The organism is Paenibacillus sp. FSL K6-1122, assembly GCF_037977015.1.
GTDB classification, from domain to species: Bacteria; Bacillota; Bacilli; order Paenibacillales; family Paenibacillaceae; genus Paenibacillus; species Paenibacillus amylolyticus.
Genome location: NZ_CP150272.1, coordinates 4,761,213 through 4,778,432, shown reverse-complemented (window position 1 = coordinate 4,778,432; position 17,220 = coordinate 4,761,213). Strand labels below are relative to the sequence as shown.

Annotated in this window: 13 protein-coding genes; 7 read left to right on the top strand and 6 right to left on the bottom strand. The window is 46.1% G+C overall.

Annotated elements, in window-relative coordinates; translation table 11 throughout:
• The first annotated feature begins 2 nt into the window (after positions 1–2).
• Entirely contained in the window at positions 3–944 is a 942-nt protein-coding gene (glsA, locus tag NSQ20_RS21490; RefSeq protein ID WP_017687474.1) for a glutaminase A, read from the top strand.
• A gap of 128 nt (positions 945–1,072) precedes the next feature.
• Here the strand turns inward: glsA and NSQ20_RS21485 are convergent, their stop codons facing one another.
• The 5 genes from NSQ20_RS21485 to NSQ20_RS21465 all read right to left on the bottom strand — a co-directional run bounded on the left by NSQ20_RS21485 (position 1,073) and on the right by NSQ20_RS21465 (position 6,221).
• On the bottom strand, positions 1,073–1,663 hold the full coding sequence (locus NSQ20_RS21485; protein ID WP_340030849.1) for a hypothetical protein: 591 nt from the start codon (positions 1,661–1,663) through the stop codon (positions 1,073–1,075).
• A 69-nt stretch (positions 1,664–1,732) separates the two neighbouring features.
• Positions 1,733–3,118, bottom strand: a complete 1,386-nt coding sequence (locus NSQ20_RS21480; protein WP_340030848.1) for a hypothetical protein — start codon at positions 3,116–3,118, stop codon at positions 1,733–1,735.
• 786 nt (positions 3,119–3,904) lie between these two features.
• Entirely contained in the window at positions 3,905–4,096 is a 192-nt protein-coding gene (locus NSQ20_RS21475; RefSeq protein WP_340030847.1) for a hypothetical protein, read from the bottom strand.
• A 530-nt stretch (positions 4,097–4,626) separates the two neighbouring features.
• Positions 4,627–4,980, bottom strand: a complete 354-nt coding sequence (locus NSQ20_RS21470) for a YolD-like family protein (protein WP_340030846.1) — start codon at positions 4,978–4,980, stop codon at positions 4,627–4,629.
• Entirely contained in the window at positions 4,977–6,221 is a 1,245-nt protein-coding gene (locus NSQ20_RS21465) for a DNA polymerase IV (protein ID WP_340030845.1), read from the bottom strand. The genes NSQ20_RS21470 and NSQ20_RS21465 overlap by 4 nt, the downstream gene beginning before the upstream one ends.
• 857 nt (positions 6,222–7,078) lie before the next feature.
• Here NSQ20_RS21465 and NSQ20_RS21460 point away from each other — a divergent pair.
• From NSQ20_RS21460 to NSQ20_RS21435, 6 genes are all read left to right on the top strand, one after another.
• Positions 7,079–9,304: a hypothetical protein gene (locus tag NSQ20_RS21460; protein WP_340030844.1), complete on the top strand. Its 2,226-nt coding sequence runs from the start codon at positions 7,079–7,081 to the stop codon at positions 9,302–9,304.
• Between the two features lie 26 nt (positions 9,305–9,330).
• The gene (locus tag NSQ20_RS21455; RefSeq protein WP_340030843.1) at positions 9,331–10,539 is read left to right on the top strand and encodes a HEAT repeat domain-containing protein; all 1,209 of its coding nucleotides are present in this window, start codon (positions 9,331–9,333) and stop codon (positions 10,537–10,539) included.
• A gap of 22 nt (positions 10,540–10,561) precedes the next feature.
• A complete protein-coding gene (locus NSQ20_RS21450; RefSeq protein WP_174806433.1) occupies positions 10,562–11,962 on the top strand; it encodes a glycosyltransferase in 1,401 nt (466 codons plus the stop codon).
• 275 nt (positions 11,963–12,237) lie between these two features.
• Positions 12,238–13,041, top strand: coding sequence for a response regulator (locus NSQ20_RS21445; protein WP_340030842.1), 804 nt, complete (start codon positions 12,238–12,240; stop codon positions 13,039–13,041).
• 154 nt (positions 13,042–13,195) lie between these two features.
• Positions 13,196–14,563 (top strand): nucleotide sugar dehydrogenase, encoded by a 1,368-nt coding sequence (locus tag NSQ20_RS21440; RefSeq protein ID WP_076318928.1) that lies wholly within the window; start codon positions 13,196–13,198, stop codon positions 14,561–14,563.
• Between the two features lie 8 nt (positions 14,564–14,571).
• Positions 14,572–15,495, top strand: a complete 924-nt coding sequence (locus NSQ20_RS21435; RefSeq protein ID WP_340030841.1) for a hypothetical protein — start codon at positions 14,572–14,574, stop codon at positions 15,493–15,495.
• Positions 15,496–15,935: 440 nt separating this feature from the next.
• Here NSQ20_RS21435 and NSQ20_RS21430 read toward each other — a convergent pair whose 3' ends face one another.
• Positions 15,936–16,808 (bottom strand): AraC family transcriptional regulator, encoded by an 873-nt coding sequence (locus NSQ20_RS21430; RefSeq protein ID WP_101313601.1) that lies wholly within the window; start codon positions 16,806–16,808, stop codon positions 15,936–15,938.
• Between the last annotated feature and the right edge of the window lie 412 nt (positions 16,809–17,220).

Here is a 17,220-nt window from a genome sequence, read left to right as displayed (position 1 = left end):
ATATGAGCAATTCAACCATGGAACGTCTGAATGCATTGTTGCCGGAGTGGCTGGAGACCAGTCGTTTGCACACCGGGCAAGGTAAGGTGGCTTCTTATATCCCGGAGCTTGTCAAAGCCTCTCAGGATGAGCTCGGTATACATATCATGGACGCCGAAGGGAACCATGTGTCGGCAGGGGATTGCGGTGTCCCATTTACGATGCAAAGTATCTCCAAAGTATTTACCCTTATTCTGGCCTTAATGGACCATGGTGAAGAAGCAGTCTTCTTTAATGTAGGAAAAGAACCCACAGGCGACGATTACGATTCGATGATCAAGCTTGAACTAGTCGAACCCGGTATTCCGTTTAATCCATTAATCAATGCGGGTGCGATTACGGTGTCCTCGCTTGTTGGAGGAGACTGTAAGGAAGAGAAATCACGCCGCATTCTGGAGTTTTTCCGCAAACTGGCGAATAATGATCAGCTGGGCTATAACGAAGAGGTGTTTCAGTCCGAATCGGAGAGCGGTCATATGAATCGTTCACTTGGCTACTTTTTGAAGCACAACGGAGTCATTAAGGATGACGTTGAAGACGTGCTTGCCGTGTATTTCCGTCATTGCTCCATTGAAGTGACGTGTGCAGATCTGTCTCGAATGTCACTCGTTCTGGCCTATAATGGAACAGATCCAATTACGGGAGAAGAACTCATCCCTCGTCGCTATGTTCAGATTGCCAAAACCTTCATGACCACCTGTGGTATGTATAATGCATCAGGCGAATTTGCCATCGAGGTCGGATTGCCCGCCAAAAGTGGAGTATCCGGTGGAATTCTGACCCTTGTACCGGGACAATTCGGCATAGGTCTTGTTGGCCCGGCTCTGAATCGCAAAGGCAACAGTATTGCCGGCGTGCATCTGCTCGAGCGTCTGTCCAAGGAGTTCGACTGGAGCTTTTTCTAAATAAAGGGATTCAGAAGTCTTCGAAAGGTTCGGTTTGAAAAGCAAACATAAAATTACTATGTATCTTTAGGGATAGAAAACAACCTTCGCAATACACATTATAACTATTGGAAGGTTGTTTTCTATTATTATTGAATTTCTCGTCTTTCTAGCCAGTATTCCTCAATACTTTTAACCTTATTTTCTGTAAGAAACGTTTGAGTATCATTCTCTAAATTCATTAGCAATTCAATCCAAGAATCATTAGCAATACTTTTTATTTGTGTGTTTGCCATAGTAGTACTCCACTTGTTATTCAATTGTTGTGCTTTTTCAATTACATTTTTAGTGTTTGAATCAAGAATCTGTTCTTCATTGTCATCGTTTAAACCTTTGAAATATTGTGTAAGCTTCAAGGCGTTTTGTTGGGTTTCTGTGTATTGAGCTTCGCCTAATTGAACAGCTAAAGTTGAGTAATTATCAACGGTTTTTCTAATTTCATCATTATTTTCCATGAGATAGTTAGATTGGTCTTTAGACAGCTTATCAGATTGCAAAATTTCTTCATAAGCCAAGTCATTAGAGGATAATGCGCTTCGTAACTCGGTTATATCAGTGTTCAATTGATTTGTAAGTGCTGATTTGTACAACTCTTTAGCCTTGTATTGTGAAATGTTCGTAACAACGAGTATCATAATTGTTAATACAAGAAGTATTTGAATATAGTTTTTTTTCAACATAGATATTCCTCTATTCCTCAGGTTGTTTGAGCAAAGAAGAGGCAACTCATTAGAGTTACCTCGCAAAAATTATTTAGAAACATTGTATTGGAATGTAATCTCTTTTTGACTTGTATTCATTAAGGCGTTAGCATACATAACGTCCCATTTAATGGTTAAGATAGCGTTTGCTGTAGCTGATGTGCCAGTATCGCTTTCATACTGTACCACAGTCTGGAGGCTTAGATGGTGCCCAGTATTAGAACCGTTTAAGTCTGTAATCTTAAACAATTGATTATTTCCAGAGTTAACAGATTCAACTACAGTAGGGGATGTATTGAGTTTAATGTTTGAGCTTCCAAGTGTCACAGTTTTACTTGTTCCTGCATCTATAATAGCATTAACCCAACTTCTAATTTCACTAATAGAAGGTGCTAGAGGTAAAGCTTTTGACCATGCTTTTTCTGCGATTTTAATAGCCAGACTAGACCCACTGTTTATCCCAGCAAGGCGACCATCGATAAACGCAGTAACTATGGAAGACTTTGCTCCAACTGCTGTACTTAACTTGACATTACGATATTTGAAAGGGCTATCCACGCTTCTATTAGTTGTTCCATTTACAGTTACATGTTCTGCAATTTTAAAACTATTTGTCCATGTGGATTGATTTTTTACATCTAAAGCTTTCCATGACCCATAAGGCAGTGAATAAGCTTGAATATAGTCGCTTCCAATATAAAATGATTTATAGTATGTCGTGCTGTGCGTCCAATCTGAGAAATATCCAACTGCTGTGGGGGAAACAGAATCCACGCCAAGAGCCGATTTTATAGTATCGTTGGTTGGGATTTCTTTTTGTTCATATGGAGTTATAATATCATTGAACCAAAAGAAATCCTTTTCAGTATCAATTTTCTCATTATTACTTACAGAAACACGTTCTAGATCTTTAGGAAGAGGTGTTTCAAAAAGTATGATGTTCCCTTGATGGTCGGTTAAGTATGTTTTTAAATGTGGTTTATTTTTAAGAGAATAATCTGCGATCATTTTATCTTCAGATGTATCGTTGTAAACATCAAATAATTTTATTTCAAAATTACCGCTTTGATCTTGTAGGTCGCCGACAATACTATTAATTGAATCTTGGTGTTTATAGCTATTGTAAAGTTCTCCAGTGGCCTCAAGTGTCTTGCTTTGGTTATTATAATCGACTATTGCAGATAGAGAAAGTTGGTTACCATTTATCTGAATATTTTGAATTTGTATGGTGGCATTCTTTTCAATACTTGTAATTTCTTCTGGATCGCTAGTTGGTTTACCATAAAGAACATTGAATCTGTCTATAGGTAGGGCCAATCCTTGAGCTTCATCCAGGTTTTCTTCTACCTCCTGCTGTGCAAAAGCAGGTACAGTCAGACTTAATGTAAGGATCATTGTAAGCAAAATCTTCATAATAAACCTTGAATTTTTCATAAATAATCTTACCTCCTTATATTTTAAAATCAAAAACAATTATACCATTATATTGAAAGTAAGTACACAACAAATAGAATTTAAGTGAAATAATGTAAATAATAACGTGTTCTATCAACATTACAGTGCTTATTCCTATATGGAATTTCTTGAATGTAACCGAATCTTTTAGTTTAATTAGCAACCTTTGTTACTAGGATGTGTCTTCAAACTCAGGCAAGCTACACTATAATGAATGCCAAAGTCAAAAAAGCCTGAACGTACACGCTAATTTAACGTAGCGGGTCGCTAGACGACGATATTTTTTTACTTTATGAAGAAGCGTTTGACGCCTCCGAATCCGCCTAAGGTGACCGTTGAACTGGAAACCCGGATTGTCGCGCTTAGTTGCAGCGAACCTCCTGCCGGGAAAAGTCGTTGTTTTTTTGCGGATTCTCTCAGACCAAGCGGTTGAACTGAATTATATCGAAAACCTTACTTACGATACGGTGGGGAACATTTTAAAAAAACGAACTCAAGCCGCACCTTCGTAAAAGCTGGTGTATTCCGCAAAAACAAAATGCTGCATTTGTGGCAGCGATGGAGGATGTACTCGAAGTCTATCGCTAGCCTTACGATCCGAATTGTCCAGTGATTTGCATGGATGAAAAACCATACCAGCTCCTGGACAAAGCTCGGAATCCTATCCCGATGAAGCCTGCCAAACCCCTGAAAAAAGGTGCAGAATATGTACGCAAGGAGACATGTAACATCTTCATCTTTACCGAACAGGTTGGGCGGATGGCGTCAAGTGAGTGTGCGATCCCGGCGCACGAGAATCGAATGGGCCGAAGAAATCCGAGAGTTACTTGACGTCCAGTATTCCGATGCCCCGAAAGTCTGCTTGGTGATGGATAATCTGAATACCGATGCCATTGCATCGTTATAACAGGCATTTGAACCGGAAGAGGCTTTACGACTGGCGAAACGTTTGGACATTCATTACACTCCGAAACATGGAAAATTGGCTAAATATTGCAGAGATTGAACTCAGTGTGATGACCCGTCAATGCCCTAGGTTGCCGATCCCCTCAGAAACGGAGCTGGCTCGTGAACTTTCGGCATGGGAAAACGAGCGGGAGTGGATTGGCATTTTACTACCGAGGATGCTCGAATTAAACTCAAACGATTATCTCCACTCTTTAAAGACTGATGGAATACTAGTACTAATTTCTATAACATATTTTGAAAATATGACTAATTATCTTTCTTTTTGAGATCAAAGATTTTACATACACGTAATTACCATCCGATTCTAAATTATTGAAGTAGGATGAATAGTTCATTTGCAATCATCTTAATGAAGACTAGAAGTTGTGAAGGTTCGGAGAAATTATGTTTAAAGTTAAAGGATAATCTTGTTTTATATGAATTTTTTATACTAAATATTGTGTGTTTCATTTTTGTGTAGAGTGATTTATCTATTAATTTATATCTTTGTTCATCTATCTTTTCAATCCTTCTTAGGGTCACACATCCATCCACTCATTGGCAAGGGCCACATCTGTAATGAGGTTCATCTGAATATCCCGGGACCCATCTTCTATCAGCAGTCTGAGGATACGAGCCGGACGGTCCAGTCGAAGCACTTGCCCCGTGTAACGAATATCATCATGTTCGTGAAACAACGTAATAATGACCCTATCTCCAAGCATCATCGAGTTGCTGAGCAAACGGGACATTTCTTCCGCGACCTGGGCATCCAGGGAGGGGCGGGTACGAGGAGCAAGTTGTTCCTGATGAAGAATGTAGGCTTCCCGGTGTTCGGGGAGCATCATACGTGAGGACTCGAAGATACCGTTTTGCTGCAATTTTTTACTCATTTATAATGACCTCCAATTTTATGAGAACGTTCATGGGCTTGCGCGGACGAGCAGAGGGAGGATGCCCGCATAATGGCGGTATCTCCGTACCTGCGCTTGATATCATCTGTGGCACGTTCCAGTTCTCTTTTGCGTTCGCGGTCATCAAACCAGGACAGCTGCACTTCGGAATCGGGTACAAGTCCGGTCAATGACACGCTGATGCGGCGGATGGGTAATCCGTCCCAATGGCGCAGGAACAGAGCTGCTGCCGCATCGTATACTTCATCCGTAATGTTGGTGGGTTCATTCACCTTCATCTGGCGGGAGAAACCGGTTGGTCGATCGTAATCCTGTCCGCGACATCCAACCGAGACCACATGGCCCATGAGTGATTTGTCCCGGGAACGTCGACTGACGAGTTCCGCCAGTTCAAGCAGTACCACTTTGATATCTTCCCAGGAGTCATAGTCCCGGGGTAGCGTCATCTGATGTCCGATCCCCTGCTGCTGATGAGCATAGGTCCCGGGTTTGACCGGGGAATCGTCAATACCGCGAGCGATACGCCACAGTACCTCGCCATTCACCCCCCAACGTTCTCTCAGTCGGGACAGTGGGGTCTGGGCCAGATCACCGATCGTATGGACCCCCATCTTGTAGAGATGCTGCGCCATGCGGGAACCAACCATGAACATGTCTCGTACAGGCTTCTGCCAGATGGTGGACGGCAGATCTTTGCGAGGCAACGTGCAGATTCCGCCAGGGACTTTTTTGGCATATAGATCACAGGCCATCTTACTAACGACCTTGGTATCACTGATACCGATTCGAATGTACACACCCGTCTCATCCATCACCCTCGATTGAATGCTGCGCGCAATCGTCTCGGGGCTGCCGAACAGATCCAGGCTTCCGGTGACATCGAGGAACTGTTCGTCAATACTATAGGGTTCCACCAGATCGGTGTAAGACTGAAGGATACGCGTAATATGAAGGGACACCCGAATGTACTCGGCCATCCGGGGGCGAACAACAACAACATCTGGACATTTGGCGAGCGCTTCGCCCAGTCGTTCTGCTGTCGTAATTCCATAGGACTTGGCGAGTGGACAGGCCGCAAGAATAATACCCGAACGGCGCGCCGGATCTCCCGCGACTACGAGGGGGCGGTCCTTGTATTCGGGATGTGCAGACTTCTCCACACTGGCATAGAATGACTGGCAGTCTGCCAGCATGATGACACGGCTGTCTTGGCGGGGCATAAGACTTCTCTCCTTATTCGTGATGCTAAGCTCTTATGTTAAGAAGCAAGTATTTTCATTTGAACATCGATAATTAACAGTTTATTTACAGTATGGAACAAGTGTTCTTGTTTTATAAGCATATCCGACAATTCGAAATGCGGCAACCGGAATTATTTTGCAAATTGGACACAATTATGGGTTAGCCATATTAGAGGCAGAAATTAGGAAATAAGATGTGCTTTTTTACATTTAATGTGAGAGATCCATGACCTACGGTTGATGACCGGGCGTTCATTTGGGTTTTTGTAAAAGGGTTATAAATGGGCACAGTCCTATAGAGGGGGACTGACGTCCTTTTTTGATTTTCTGCATTTTTCAGAAAACCTTGATGTGACGCGGAATATCGCTGATGCGTTATCGGACTATAGTATCAATTTTGTAATCTTTATGGTTAATACTGTAAAAAGGTCCGCAACTTTAAATAATGACTCGCGTTTAATGGGGTATGTGTTCCAACGGCAAACGTTGCCTGTACCCGCGTTGCACATAACAATATAGGTTCCAGAATTGCAAGATCAGCAGGGCACCAATACCATGCGATTCCAGCAGATATTAGTGTTCGGGAATCAGACGTATCTCAGAGGCTTCCCGGTGCTAGTTGATGGCTCTTTTTACGAATTATGGGCAGAATGTTCCATTTCATGTTTGCTTCCATCAGCCTAGTTACAAATGCAGAGTCTTAGCGCTATAGTGAGAACTACACCGCTGACATCTCTACCAAGCGGACATCCGAAGCGGAAAGATTCGTAAACTTCATGTTGGACCATTCGATGTTGAAGCAGGATGCATATTAGAGAGGTGAGCAATCTAAAGACATGAGCAGACAAAGACGAAGACGCTGGTTATTAACGGTGTTGACAGGAGCAGTGGTGGTGACCGGTGGGATATTTGCCGGATTGCACTATATGCAACCCAAGCTCGTTACGTACACAGCGGAGAACGGCACGGAGATGAAATTCAAGACCGATGGAGACCGGTTCATGGAATACGGGCCAGATGGAACGTGGAGGGAGATGTTCGTCAAAGGTGTCAACCTGGGCGCAACTTCACCGGGGCATTACCCGGGAGAATTCCCGCTGACCAAAGAGGATTACTTGCGGTGGTTCCAGCAGATCGAGGATCTGGGAGCCAATGTAATCCGGGTATACACGGTTCACGAACCCATTTTCTACTCCGCATTAGTCGAATATAACCGCGGCCGGGAGCAACCGTTATATTTTATACAGGGCATATGGTCACCTGAAGAAGAGTTGATTGAGAAACAGGATGCCTATGCAGCCCATATTGAGCAGACGTTCAAGCAGGAGATTGAAAAGGCCGTATCTGCTGTCTATGGCGATGCGGACATTCCTGCCAAGCAGGGAGAGTCCAGCGGCAAATACAAAACAAATGCAGGAAAATACCTGATGGCCTGGCATGTGGGGACTGAATGGGACCCGGCAATGGTAGACAACACAAACGCAAAACATGCGGACGTGCCGCAGTACAAGGGAGTTCATTTCTCGGCGAGTCCAGAAGCGTCACCGTTCGAGAACTGGCTGGCAGAGCTGCTGGATCATACGGCGGTCCTGGAGAAGAAGTATGGGTGGGAACATCCGATGACCTTCACCAACTGGGTAACGACCGATGTGCTGGATCATCCCGGCGAGCCGCTGTATGAAGAGGATCTCGTCAGTGTGGATGCTCGACATATTCAGCCGGAGGCGTGGCAGGGAGGTTATTTTGCAGCCTACCATGTGTACCCGTATTACCCGGATCTGTTCCATATCGATAAAACGCTCCAAACCATCAAGGATGAGAACGGTGAGTACAACACGTACAAAAGTTATCTGCGCAAGCTGAAAGCCGAGTTTTCCGATATGCCTGTAATGATTACAGAGTATGGCGTACCTTCTTCTCTTGGTATTTCCCATCTGGGTATGGGAGGACGGAATCAGGGTGGACATAACGAAGTAGAGCAGGGAGATATCGACGCGTCACTGACGCAGGATATCTATGATGAAGGATACTCGGGAGCAATTGTGTTCATGTGGCAGGATGAATGGTTCAAAAAAACATGGAACACGATGCCACTGGAAATCCCGGCTGATCGCCGTGCATATTGGTTGAACGTGCTGACAAACGAGAAGATGTTTGGTCTGCTTGCCATGGACCCGGGTAAACAGGAACAGTTGACCATCGACGGATCACTGGATGACTGGGATGATCTGAAGGATGAAGAGGTCACGACCTGGCAGGGCCAAGTGGACGGCATTCAGGAAATGAAGATGACTCATGATGAAGCCTATCTGTATATTGGGCTGACCTTGGATCAACCGTTTGACCCGGAGAAGACAGTGCTGCGAATTGGGACCGATACACTTGCTGGAGGCAGTCAGCCTGACAAGTTACTCCCGGGCCGGACGCTCAGTGATGGTCTTGAGACGGTGATTACACTGGGGCAGGATGAAGAATCTCAGGTGGAGATCGCCAAGGATTATGACTTTAATCAGCGTCTGTATGGCAAGGATGGATACGACATGCTGCCAGATCAGCAGTCAGACTCCGCAGATCCGTTCCATCCATGGAATCTGGCAGTCAGCCTGAGAATGACACCGCCGGATACCCGATCTGCTCAACCGTTCATGAATGAAAAGGTCGGAACATTGAAGCGAGGAACGACGGCTCCCGGCCAGCCTGATACGGATTCATTAACGTCATGGCAGTATAACGGCAATCAGGTGGAGATGCGAATTCCCTGGATGCTGCTTGGGTTCGGTGATCCGAGTTCGCTGCAAGCGATCGACTATGGACCGCTCAAGAATGGACGTGAGTTCTCCACAGTTGCTGTGGAAGGCGTTACCCTCATTCCGTGGTTAACGGACCGCGCCACGAAGAAAGTATCTTGGCCTGGGGGTGAACAGACGACCCTGGATCTGAAGACATTGCCGATATATAGCTGGCAGCCTTGGGAGCAGGTGCAGTATAGTGAACGCCTGAAGCTAAGCTACGAAAAAATGAAGAAGAGTTATGAAAAAATTCCTAGTTTTCAGATCGAATAAATGAGTATAAAGGAGGACCTTTTCACATGTTTCCAAGTTTGGCTTTGGCCTATCTGTTTTTGTACATCTGTATCGCACTTGTTGTTGTAGGCGTCATCGTATTGTTTGCCATGAAAATGTCCCACAATGGCAAACGACGTAAGACGGCATTTTATGAATTGAAGCAGCGTGACTATTTCACCTATCTGCAAACAGCCTTGACTGAGAATAGTCCTCTCAGATTGCCACCAGGCAAACTGGCTCCGCTGGAACGCAGAGTCATTCAGGACAGACTGATTGAATGGATCGACCAGTTCAAGGGTGAGTATCGCGACAAATTAATCGCACTGTGCCGTGAAGCAGGATTCGTAGAGCATGATCTGAAGGAACTGGGCCGTCTGCGTTATGGTCGCCAGATTGATGCAGCTTATCGCTTGGGTGGCATGCGTTGTCCCGAAGCCGTTCCGGGTTTGATGGAATTACTGAAGGATGAGAAACCGGGCCCGATGGCCATTATGATTGGTCGATCCATCTCCAGATGTACGACTCGGCAAGGTGAACTGAAAGACATGCTCGCTTTGCTGTTAACCAAAGGTAAGTCCATTCACCATCTGGCAGCAGATATTCTGCTCGAAACGAGTCTGGATACGAGCAGAATTCTAATCGAATTGCTGGAAGACCGGAATCCTGATTTTGTCAAAGTCGGACTGGTTGCCATGTGGGGGCAGGCTGTACCTGAAGTGATGCCTGCACTCGACAGACTGGTAGGCGCAGAACATCAGGATGTACGTGCCGAAGCAGTGAAGCTGTATCTTAGCGCAAGTCCGGCCCTCCGGGATGAGACGATTCTGAAGCTGATTCAGGACCCGGATCCGGAGGTTCGCGCCGAAGTGGTACAAGCGCTTGGTTCGAAGCATGCATCTGGCAGCATTCCATTACTGCGCAAAGCGCTGCGGGATGAAGACTGGAGAGTTCGCTATAACAGTGCGGAGAGTCTGAGCAAGCTCGGTGAACCGGGATTCGAGGCGCTGTGTCAGGCTGCGGTGCAAGGTACAGTTGCTGAGCGCGAGATTGCGATGCAGCAGATTGAGAGTACCATGCAGCATACGAGAACCGATGACAGAGCTGTAGAGCAGATGATTGCACATAACAAAAAAAGACTGCTGTATGATCGCTATTTTGGCCCTGTACGAGAGAACAGAACCAGCAAGAAACGTACAGGTGTCGCTACGGTAGGAGGGGATTACACTGCTTAGGGATCTACTATTAATCTACGGCATGGTCGCAATCTACTATGTTGTTTTTGTAAATACGCTCTATTTTTCCATTCTGGCCTTATCGTTCCGTAACATCTGGACGATCTTCCGGCGGTCGCATTATTCCAAATACAATACATTGTCAGGCTCGGAACTGGTGCCTTCCGTTTCTCTGCTGGTACCGGCATACAACGAGGAACTGACGATTATTGAAAATGTGAACTGCCTGATGACGCTGAATTATCCAACGTATGAAGTCATTGTTGTGAATGATGGCTCCAGTGATGCCACGCTGAATATCCTGTTGGAGGAATATCGGCTGAAGCCAGTACCCAATACGAAGATTCGGGGCAAGATCGCCTGTCAGAAAATTCGTGGGATCTATCATAACCCGGAGTTCCCGGATCTGTATGTCATTGATAAGGAAAACGGCGGTAAGGCCGATTCCCTCAATGCCGGGATCAACCTGTCTCATTATCCGCTAATCTCATCCATCGATGCTGATTCGTTGCTGGAGAAGGATGCCCTCATCCGCATGGCACGCATGTATATGGAGAATCCGGAAGAGACGGTAGCTATCGGTGGAGATGTACGGATCGCCAATGGTTGCAAAATTGAAAACGGAGCAGTGCAAGATGTATCGCTGCCACGCAAGATCTGGCCCATGTTCCAGTCGATTGAATATCTCAAAGCCTTCCTGGGCGGACGGATTGGCTGGAGTCACATGAACGGTCTGATCATTGTCTCCGGTGCCTTCGGTATGTTCCGTAAGGACGCTGTTATCGCCGTAGGTGGATACCGGGATGGTTATCCTGGGGAAGACATGAACATCATCATCAAACTTCACCGTTACATGCTGGAAAACAAATTGAAGTACCGCATTGCCTTCTGTCCTGAGGCCGTATGTTGGACGCAGGCACCGGATTCCTACCGGATCTTGTCCAGTCAGCGCAAGCGCTGGGGCCGCGGGAACCTGAAGAACATGATCGAGAATCGTGGCATGTTGTTCAATCCGAAATATAAGGTTATGGGTATGGTGACCATGCCATATAACGTCCTTTTTGAAGCGCTGAACCCGTATTTCCGGATTACCGGACTTCTGGCTCTCGCTGGATATGTCCTTCTGGATATGACGCAATGGCCGATTCTGGTTCTGTTCGGACTGCTGAACTTTGTGAGTGGTTATCTGCTGAGTGTAGGCGCACTTGTCCTGGAGGAGATTGCTTTCAAACGTTACAACAAACTCTCCGATCTGGTCAAAATGCTCGTCTACTCCGCGCTGAAATTCGTGGGTTACCACCAGCTCGGCGTACTGTGGAGATTGCAGGGACATGTGCAGTTCATGCAAAACAACAACTCATGGGGTACCATGACACGTCAAAGCTGGTCCGAGGATGAGAAGAAAACAAGCGAAGCCGCTTGATTAAAGAATAATCAAAGCAATTATATGTCCAACTAGACATTTACACGATAACGGAGAGGGCAGAAAAAGCCTGAAGAGCGAAGCGTGCACCTAAAAGCTTTCTGAAAGAAAGCTGCATCGAAAGCATACGCTTATCCCCGGATTTCCCCTTGTATAAAGGAATCAAAAAATCTGGGGATAACAGCGATCGAAAGGCTGTTCTGTCATCGGAGTGTCAGTGTAAATAATATTTTTTGGACTTATATAGATAATCGAGGAGAAGGGTGGAAAAGAACATGCCAAATACGGCGACATTGCAGCGTGAGGCTGCCGTTAATGTGTACCGAAGTGTAGAACAGGGATTGAAGGAAACGGGTGCCGAAACATGCGGCTTAATGTTCATCCATTGTGCAGGAAACTCTCAACCTGAGCAGCAGGTCAGGACACATCTGGAACAAACGAGTGAGTTTGCCTTCCAGGTGTGGAAGGATGGGGCTACCCAAGCGATTGCCGTCCTGTTGCCAGGTTTGTCACTGGATGAAGTTCATTATGAAGGACTTCGGATCAAACATGAGTTGCAAGAGACTATACCCGGTGCTGATCCACAGATTACACTGGCCAGTTTCCCGGAAGGGGAGCGCCCTTCGAAGGCAACTATTCAGCATATGGCTGAGTCCTCGAAGCTCGTAGATTCGTCGGAAATTCATATCTACACGCTGGACAATACGGCGGACGAGCCGGAACGAATTTTGATTGTGGACAACGATCCGACGGTACGCGAATTCCTGCAATTGCGGTTGAAGATGCAGGGATACGAAACCTATGAAGCCGTTGATGGACTGGCTGCACTGGAGTTGATCGAGAAAGTCACACCAGATCTGGTGCTCACCGAACTGAATTTGTATGGCATCGATGGTCTGCCGTTCATCCATCATATTCAGAATCTGGAGATGGAGCAGCCACCCAAAATTGTCGTGTTGACCGAACAACGTGTCGAGCAGACGATTAGTCAATGTTTCCGCAGCGGAGTCGATGATTACATGACCAAACCGTTCTCACCTGTAGAGCTGGATGCCCGAATCAGACGCTGCCTGCATTAGAAGACGGCTTGAATAAGCTGATTGTGTGAAGTGCAAAGTAAGAGCTTTTTTTACACTATGAATCAGATAGATTAGAGCAACATTTAGAGCACAGACACTCATCTATTTATATGGATTTTAAGCACCACCAAATACACTGCCCGGAGGGAATATCATGGAGAATCAACAATTCCACACATTACTGAATGCGATTGAAAATAAAGAAGCTGTACTCGGCGTCGTCGGGCTCGGTTACGTAGGACTTCCACTTGCCGTGGAAATGGTCAATCAAGGTTTCACGGTAATCGGAATTGATTTGGATGCGTCCAAAGTAGAAAGTATCTATCAAGGAGATTCCTATATTCACGATATTTCGTCTGATGAGTTGAAAAAAGTAATGCAAAGCGGTCGTTTCCAGCCAACGACAGATTACAGCATGCTGCGTGTGATCGACGCCCTCAGTATCTGCGTACCGACACCTCTTAGTGAGAATCAGGACCCGGATACGTCTTACATCGAGACCGTTGTAGATCAGATCAAACTGCATATGAAACCAGGCATGCTGATTACGCTGGAAAGTACCACTTATCCAGGTACAACCGAAGAACTGATCCAGCAGCAGCTGGACAAAATCGGACAAGAAGCAGGTAAAGACTATTTCCTCTGCTTCTCGCCTGAGCGTGTGGACCCGTCGAACGGACGTTTCACAACATTTAATACGCCGAAAGTAATCGGGGGCACGACTGAAGCCTGCCTGAAACTCGGAACAGCATTATATAGCAAGTATGTAGAAACCGTAGTACCGGTATCTTCGCCAAAAGTGGCTGAGATGTCCAAACTGCTGGAGAACACATTCCGCAGCGTGAACATTGCCTTTGTAAATGAAATGGCGATGATGTGCGACCGCATGGGTATCGATATCTGGGAAGTTATTGACGCAGCGGCGACGAAACCATTTGGTTTCATGCCTTTCTATCCAGGCCCAGGCATCGGTGGACACTGCATCCCGCTTGATCCGATGTACCTGTCATGGAAGGCCAAAGGCTTCCGTTTCTATAGCAAATTCATTGAGCTGGCGCAATCCACCAATGACAACATGCCATATTATGTATTGAACAAAACGTCAACGATTCTGAACGAATACGCTAAATCCGTACGTAAATCCAATATTCTGCTCCTCGGCATGTCGTACAAGCCGAATATTGCCGACCTGCGTGAATCACCAGGACTGGAAGTATATGAACTGTTCAAGGAAAGTGGAGCTAACGTTAGCTACTACGATCCACATGCGGATTCCTTCCAGGACAAGCATGGGGAGACCGTACACAGCGAAGCGTTCAATCTGGAGCAGTTCAAGAAGTACGATTGCATCGTGCTGATCACCAACCACAGCGATTTGCCTTACTTTGATATTGCGGAGATGGGTGTACCGATTCTGGATACACGTAATGCGTTCCGTTCATACACGCATCCGCATATTTACAAGATTGGTCACTCGGTACAGCATCCTGTGCTTGAGCCAAGTGAAGCGTTGCTCGTCTGAGGAAATATATGAGGCAACGGGGCAAACTGGTGGGTATGGCGAAATGGGCCATTCTGGCTGTGGTGTTGTGCCTGCTGCTTCTGTCCTGGATGTTCAAATGGTTCTCGGCAGAGGAACACAAAGCGACCTGGCTGTGGGACGCGTCCATTATTGCAGAACAAACGCCTGAGATTATTGCTTTCTCCAAAGAACAGGGCGTAGATACCATCTTCCTGCAAATCCAGGATGAGCTGCCTGACGCAACATACCGTAAATTCATTGCGGCTGCCCGACAGGCTGAGATTGAAGTGCATGGACTTAACGGTCATGCAGACTGGGCCTATGAGGAGAAGAGGGATGAAGGACTTGCTTTTATCGAGCGAGTACGAGCATACAATGCGGCTTCGGCGAAGAATGAACGCTTCCAAGGTATTCAACTGGATGTGGAGCCGTATCAGCTGAAGCGCTGGGAGAACGAGGAGAGCAGCGTCATTGCAGAGTGGCAGAACAACATGAAGGCCTGGACAAAAGCCGGCGAGGATGCTGGACTGTACATGAGCGCTGCGATCCCGTTCTGGCTTGATGCCCGTCAGTCGGCTGAAAGTGAGGGTACATTCAGTCGCTGGGTGATCTCACATTTCGATGCGGTAGCCATTATGGCATACCGGGATAGTGGGCAGCAGATGTATGATTTGTCCAAGGAAGAACTGGACGAAGCGGATGAACTCGGCAAGAAAGTCTGGATCGGAGCGGAACTCGCGGATACACACGAGGGGGATCACCTGACCTTTTTCCGTAAACCGGTTAGCAATATGAATGAAGAGATGGCAAAGGTGTTTGATCTGGGTTCCTCTCATTCTTCATTTGCAGGTGTGGCTGTGCATCATTATGAAGCATGGTATGCGAAGGAGAACGGTATTCCACTTGCGCGTAAGAATGAGGAGAAGGAATAGTGTTAGGTCAGCGTAAAAAAGTTGCTGGTTTCAGGTACGTGCAGTCAAGACTATAGTATAGAAAGAAGGCAAGTCCCGGGTAGATGGGGCTTGCCTTTTTGGTGGTGGATCTATATAAATTGAACTAAAGAAAATTTACACTTGCCACTCCGATGACAGAACAACCTTCTGATCGCTGTTATCCCCAGATTTTTTATATTCGGCTTTACAAAGGAGAAAATCTGGTGATAAAGGCGAACGCTCCGCTTCTTCAGGTTATTTCTGTCCTCTCCGTTCCCGTGTAAATGTTTAGTTCAATTTATATAGTAATGGGTTTTGCAGCACTATGATGTGCAGGATATGACACTTAGGCGTTCATTGCAATTTAGTAGACGCGGTATCGTACACAAGTCAGGGTACACGAGACTGAGTTATAGGCTGGGGAGCGAAAGGTCGCTCCCTCATTCTTTCGTGCTCTCCGCTGTGCGATAGCGATTGGGCGGCAGACCAACTTGCTTTTTGAACGCTTTAGAGAAGGAGAACAAGTCCGGGTAACCTACCGAATGAGCCACTTCAGTTAAGCTTAGCGGCGTCTGCACGAGTAGACGTTTGGCTTGGGTCATTTTCAATTGCTGGATATATTGCACAGGGGACAGACCATAGGCTTTGCGGAACTGTTTGGCAAAATGGGTTCGATCCACACCCGCATGAGCGGACACACCTTCCACGGAGATGCCGCCTGCAAAATGAATGTCCATGTATTCCTTGCCTTTCTGGAGCCAGGGTGTGGCTGAATCCGGTTGCAATCCTTTGGTTGCGGGGGAGCGGGCAATTCGGTCGAATAGAGTTAAAAACCGGGTTAGTCGTCCTAGATCGCTCGCTCCGTCCTGCGGTTTGCGAACATCCTCCATAAATGCGCGCATGGCACTTGCGGTCTCCGGGGTCAGTACACCTGAACGGTATGGTGAGTCGGGTGTAAGTCCAATTCGGGAAAGCAGTTCGGCTGCATGTGCACCATCAAAGGCAATAAATATTTTCTGCAACGTATCCTCGGGGTCCGTCCAGTACTCATGGGTAACATGTGGAAACAGACAGAACGCATCCCTGGCACGAAGGGCGTGACGCTGTCCGTTCTGTATGAATGTACCTTCCCCCTCCAGCACAAATAGCAAATAATAATAAGGTGTAGTGCGCGGGCCAATATGATAGTTGGTCTTGGCTATATTACGGCCGATGCGGATCGGCCAGGCGCCACCAGCTTTCTCGAATTCAGATGGAGTGAAGAAAATAATATCCAAAAACTCATGGTGGTCCTCCTTCATGCTCTCGGTCATCAGGAACACCTCTTTATTGTATAAGTATCGTTTGTACATTCCAAAAGTTTGGCTTACAGATGTAGTTCAAAAAGTCCACTTTTGATTACGAATCATGCCTAGTGGCATTATCAACATCGAAGCTGAAATTCAGCCGAAATAAGCGGGAGGCTTACGAAGTATGTTTCCTTTGGAAACATTGTGGTTGCTCACGTAGTTTTCCTACGCTCCGCTACTCCATTTCTAGCTTCATTCGATCTTCTCGGTACTGAAAACCAGACTTTTTGAACACGTATTTAAACCTATTATACAGGTGGGTTTTATATATATTCAAGATCAGGAAGACCTAAATCTGAGAAAAGACCACAAAATGACAAAATAAAATTGCCGCGAAATGACATTGCTCACAGACAAATCAATTGATATGATGTCC

Bases quoted from the DNA above. Each gene is read 5' to 3' on its own strand.
- NSQ20_RS21485 (WP_340030849.1), bottom strand. From the start codon at position 1,663: ATGTTGAAAAAAAACTATATTCAAATACTTCTTGTATTAACAATTATG.
- NSQ20_RS21430 (WP_101313601.1), bottom strand. From the start codon at position 16,808: ATGACCGAGAGCATGAAGGAGGACCACCATGAGTTTTTGGATATTATT.
- NSQ20_RS21475 (WP_340030847.1), bottom strand. From the start codon at position 4,096: ATGTCCAAACGTTTCGCCAGTCGTAAAGCCTCTTCCGGTTCAAATGCC.
- NSQ20_RS21440 (WP_076318928.1), top strand. From the start codon at position 13,196: ATGGAGAATCAACAATTCCACACATTACTGAATGCGATTGAAAATAAA.
- NSQ20_RS21465 (WP_340030845.1), bottom strand. From the start codon at position 6,221: ATGCCCCGCCAAGACAGCCGTGTCATCATGCTGGCAGACTGCCAGTCA.
- NSQ20_RS21455 (WP_340030843.1), top strand. From the start codon at position 9,331: ATGTTTCCAAGTTTGGCTTTGGCCTATCTGTTTTTGTACATCTGTATC.
- NSQ20_RS21470 (WP_340030846.1), bottom strand. From the start codon at position 4,980: ATGAGTAAAAAATTGCAGCAAAACGGTATCTTCGAGTCCTCACGTATG.
- glsA (WP_017687474.1), top strand. From the start codon at position 3: ATGAGCAATTCAACCATGGAACGTCTGAATGCATTGTTGCCGGAGTGG.
- NSQ20_RS21435 (WP_340030841.1), top strand. From the start codon at position 14,572: ATGAGGCAACGGGGCAAACTGGTGGGTATGGCGAAATGGGCCATTCTG.
- NSQ20_RS21460 (WP_340030844.1), top strand. From the start codon at position 7,079: ATGAGCAGACAAAGACGAAGACGCTGGTTATTAACGGTGTTGACAGGA.
- NSQ20_RS21445 (WP_340030842.1), top strand. From the start codon at position 12,238: ATGCCAAATACGGCGACATTGCAGCGTGAGGCTGCCGTTAATGTGTAC.
- NSQ20_RS21450 (WP_174806433.1), top strand. From the start codon at position 10,562: ATGGTCGCAATCTACTATGTTGTTTTTGTAAATACGCTCTATTTTTCC.
- NSQ20_RS21480 (WP_340030848.1), bottom strand. From the start codon at position 3,118: ATGAAAAATTCAAGGTTTATTATGAAGATTTTGCTTACAATGATCCTT.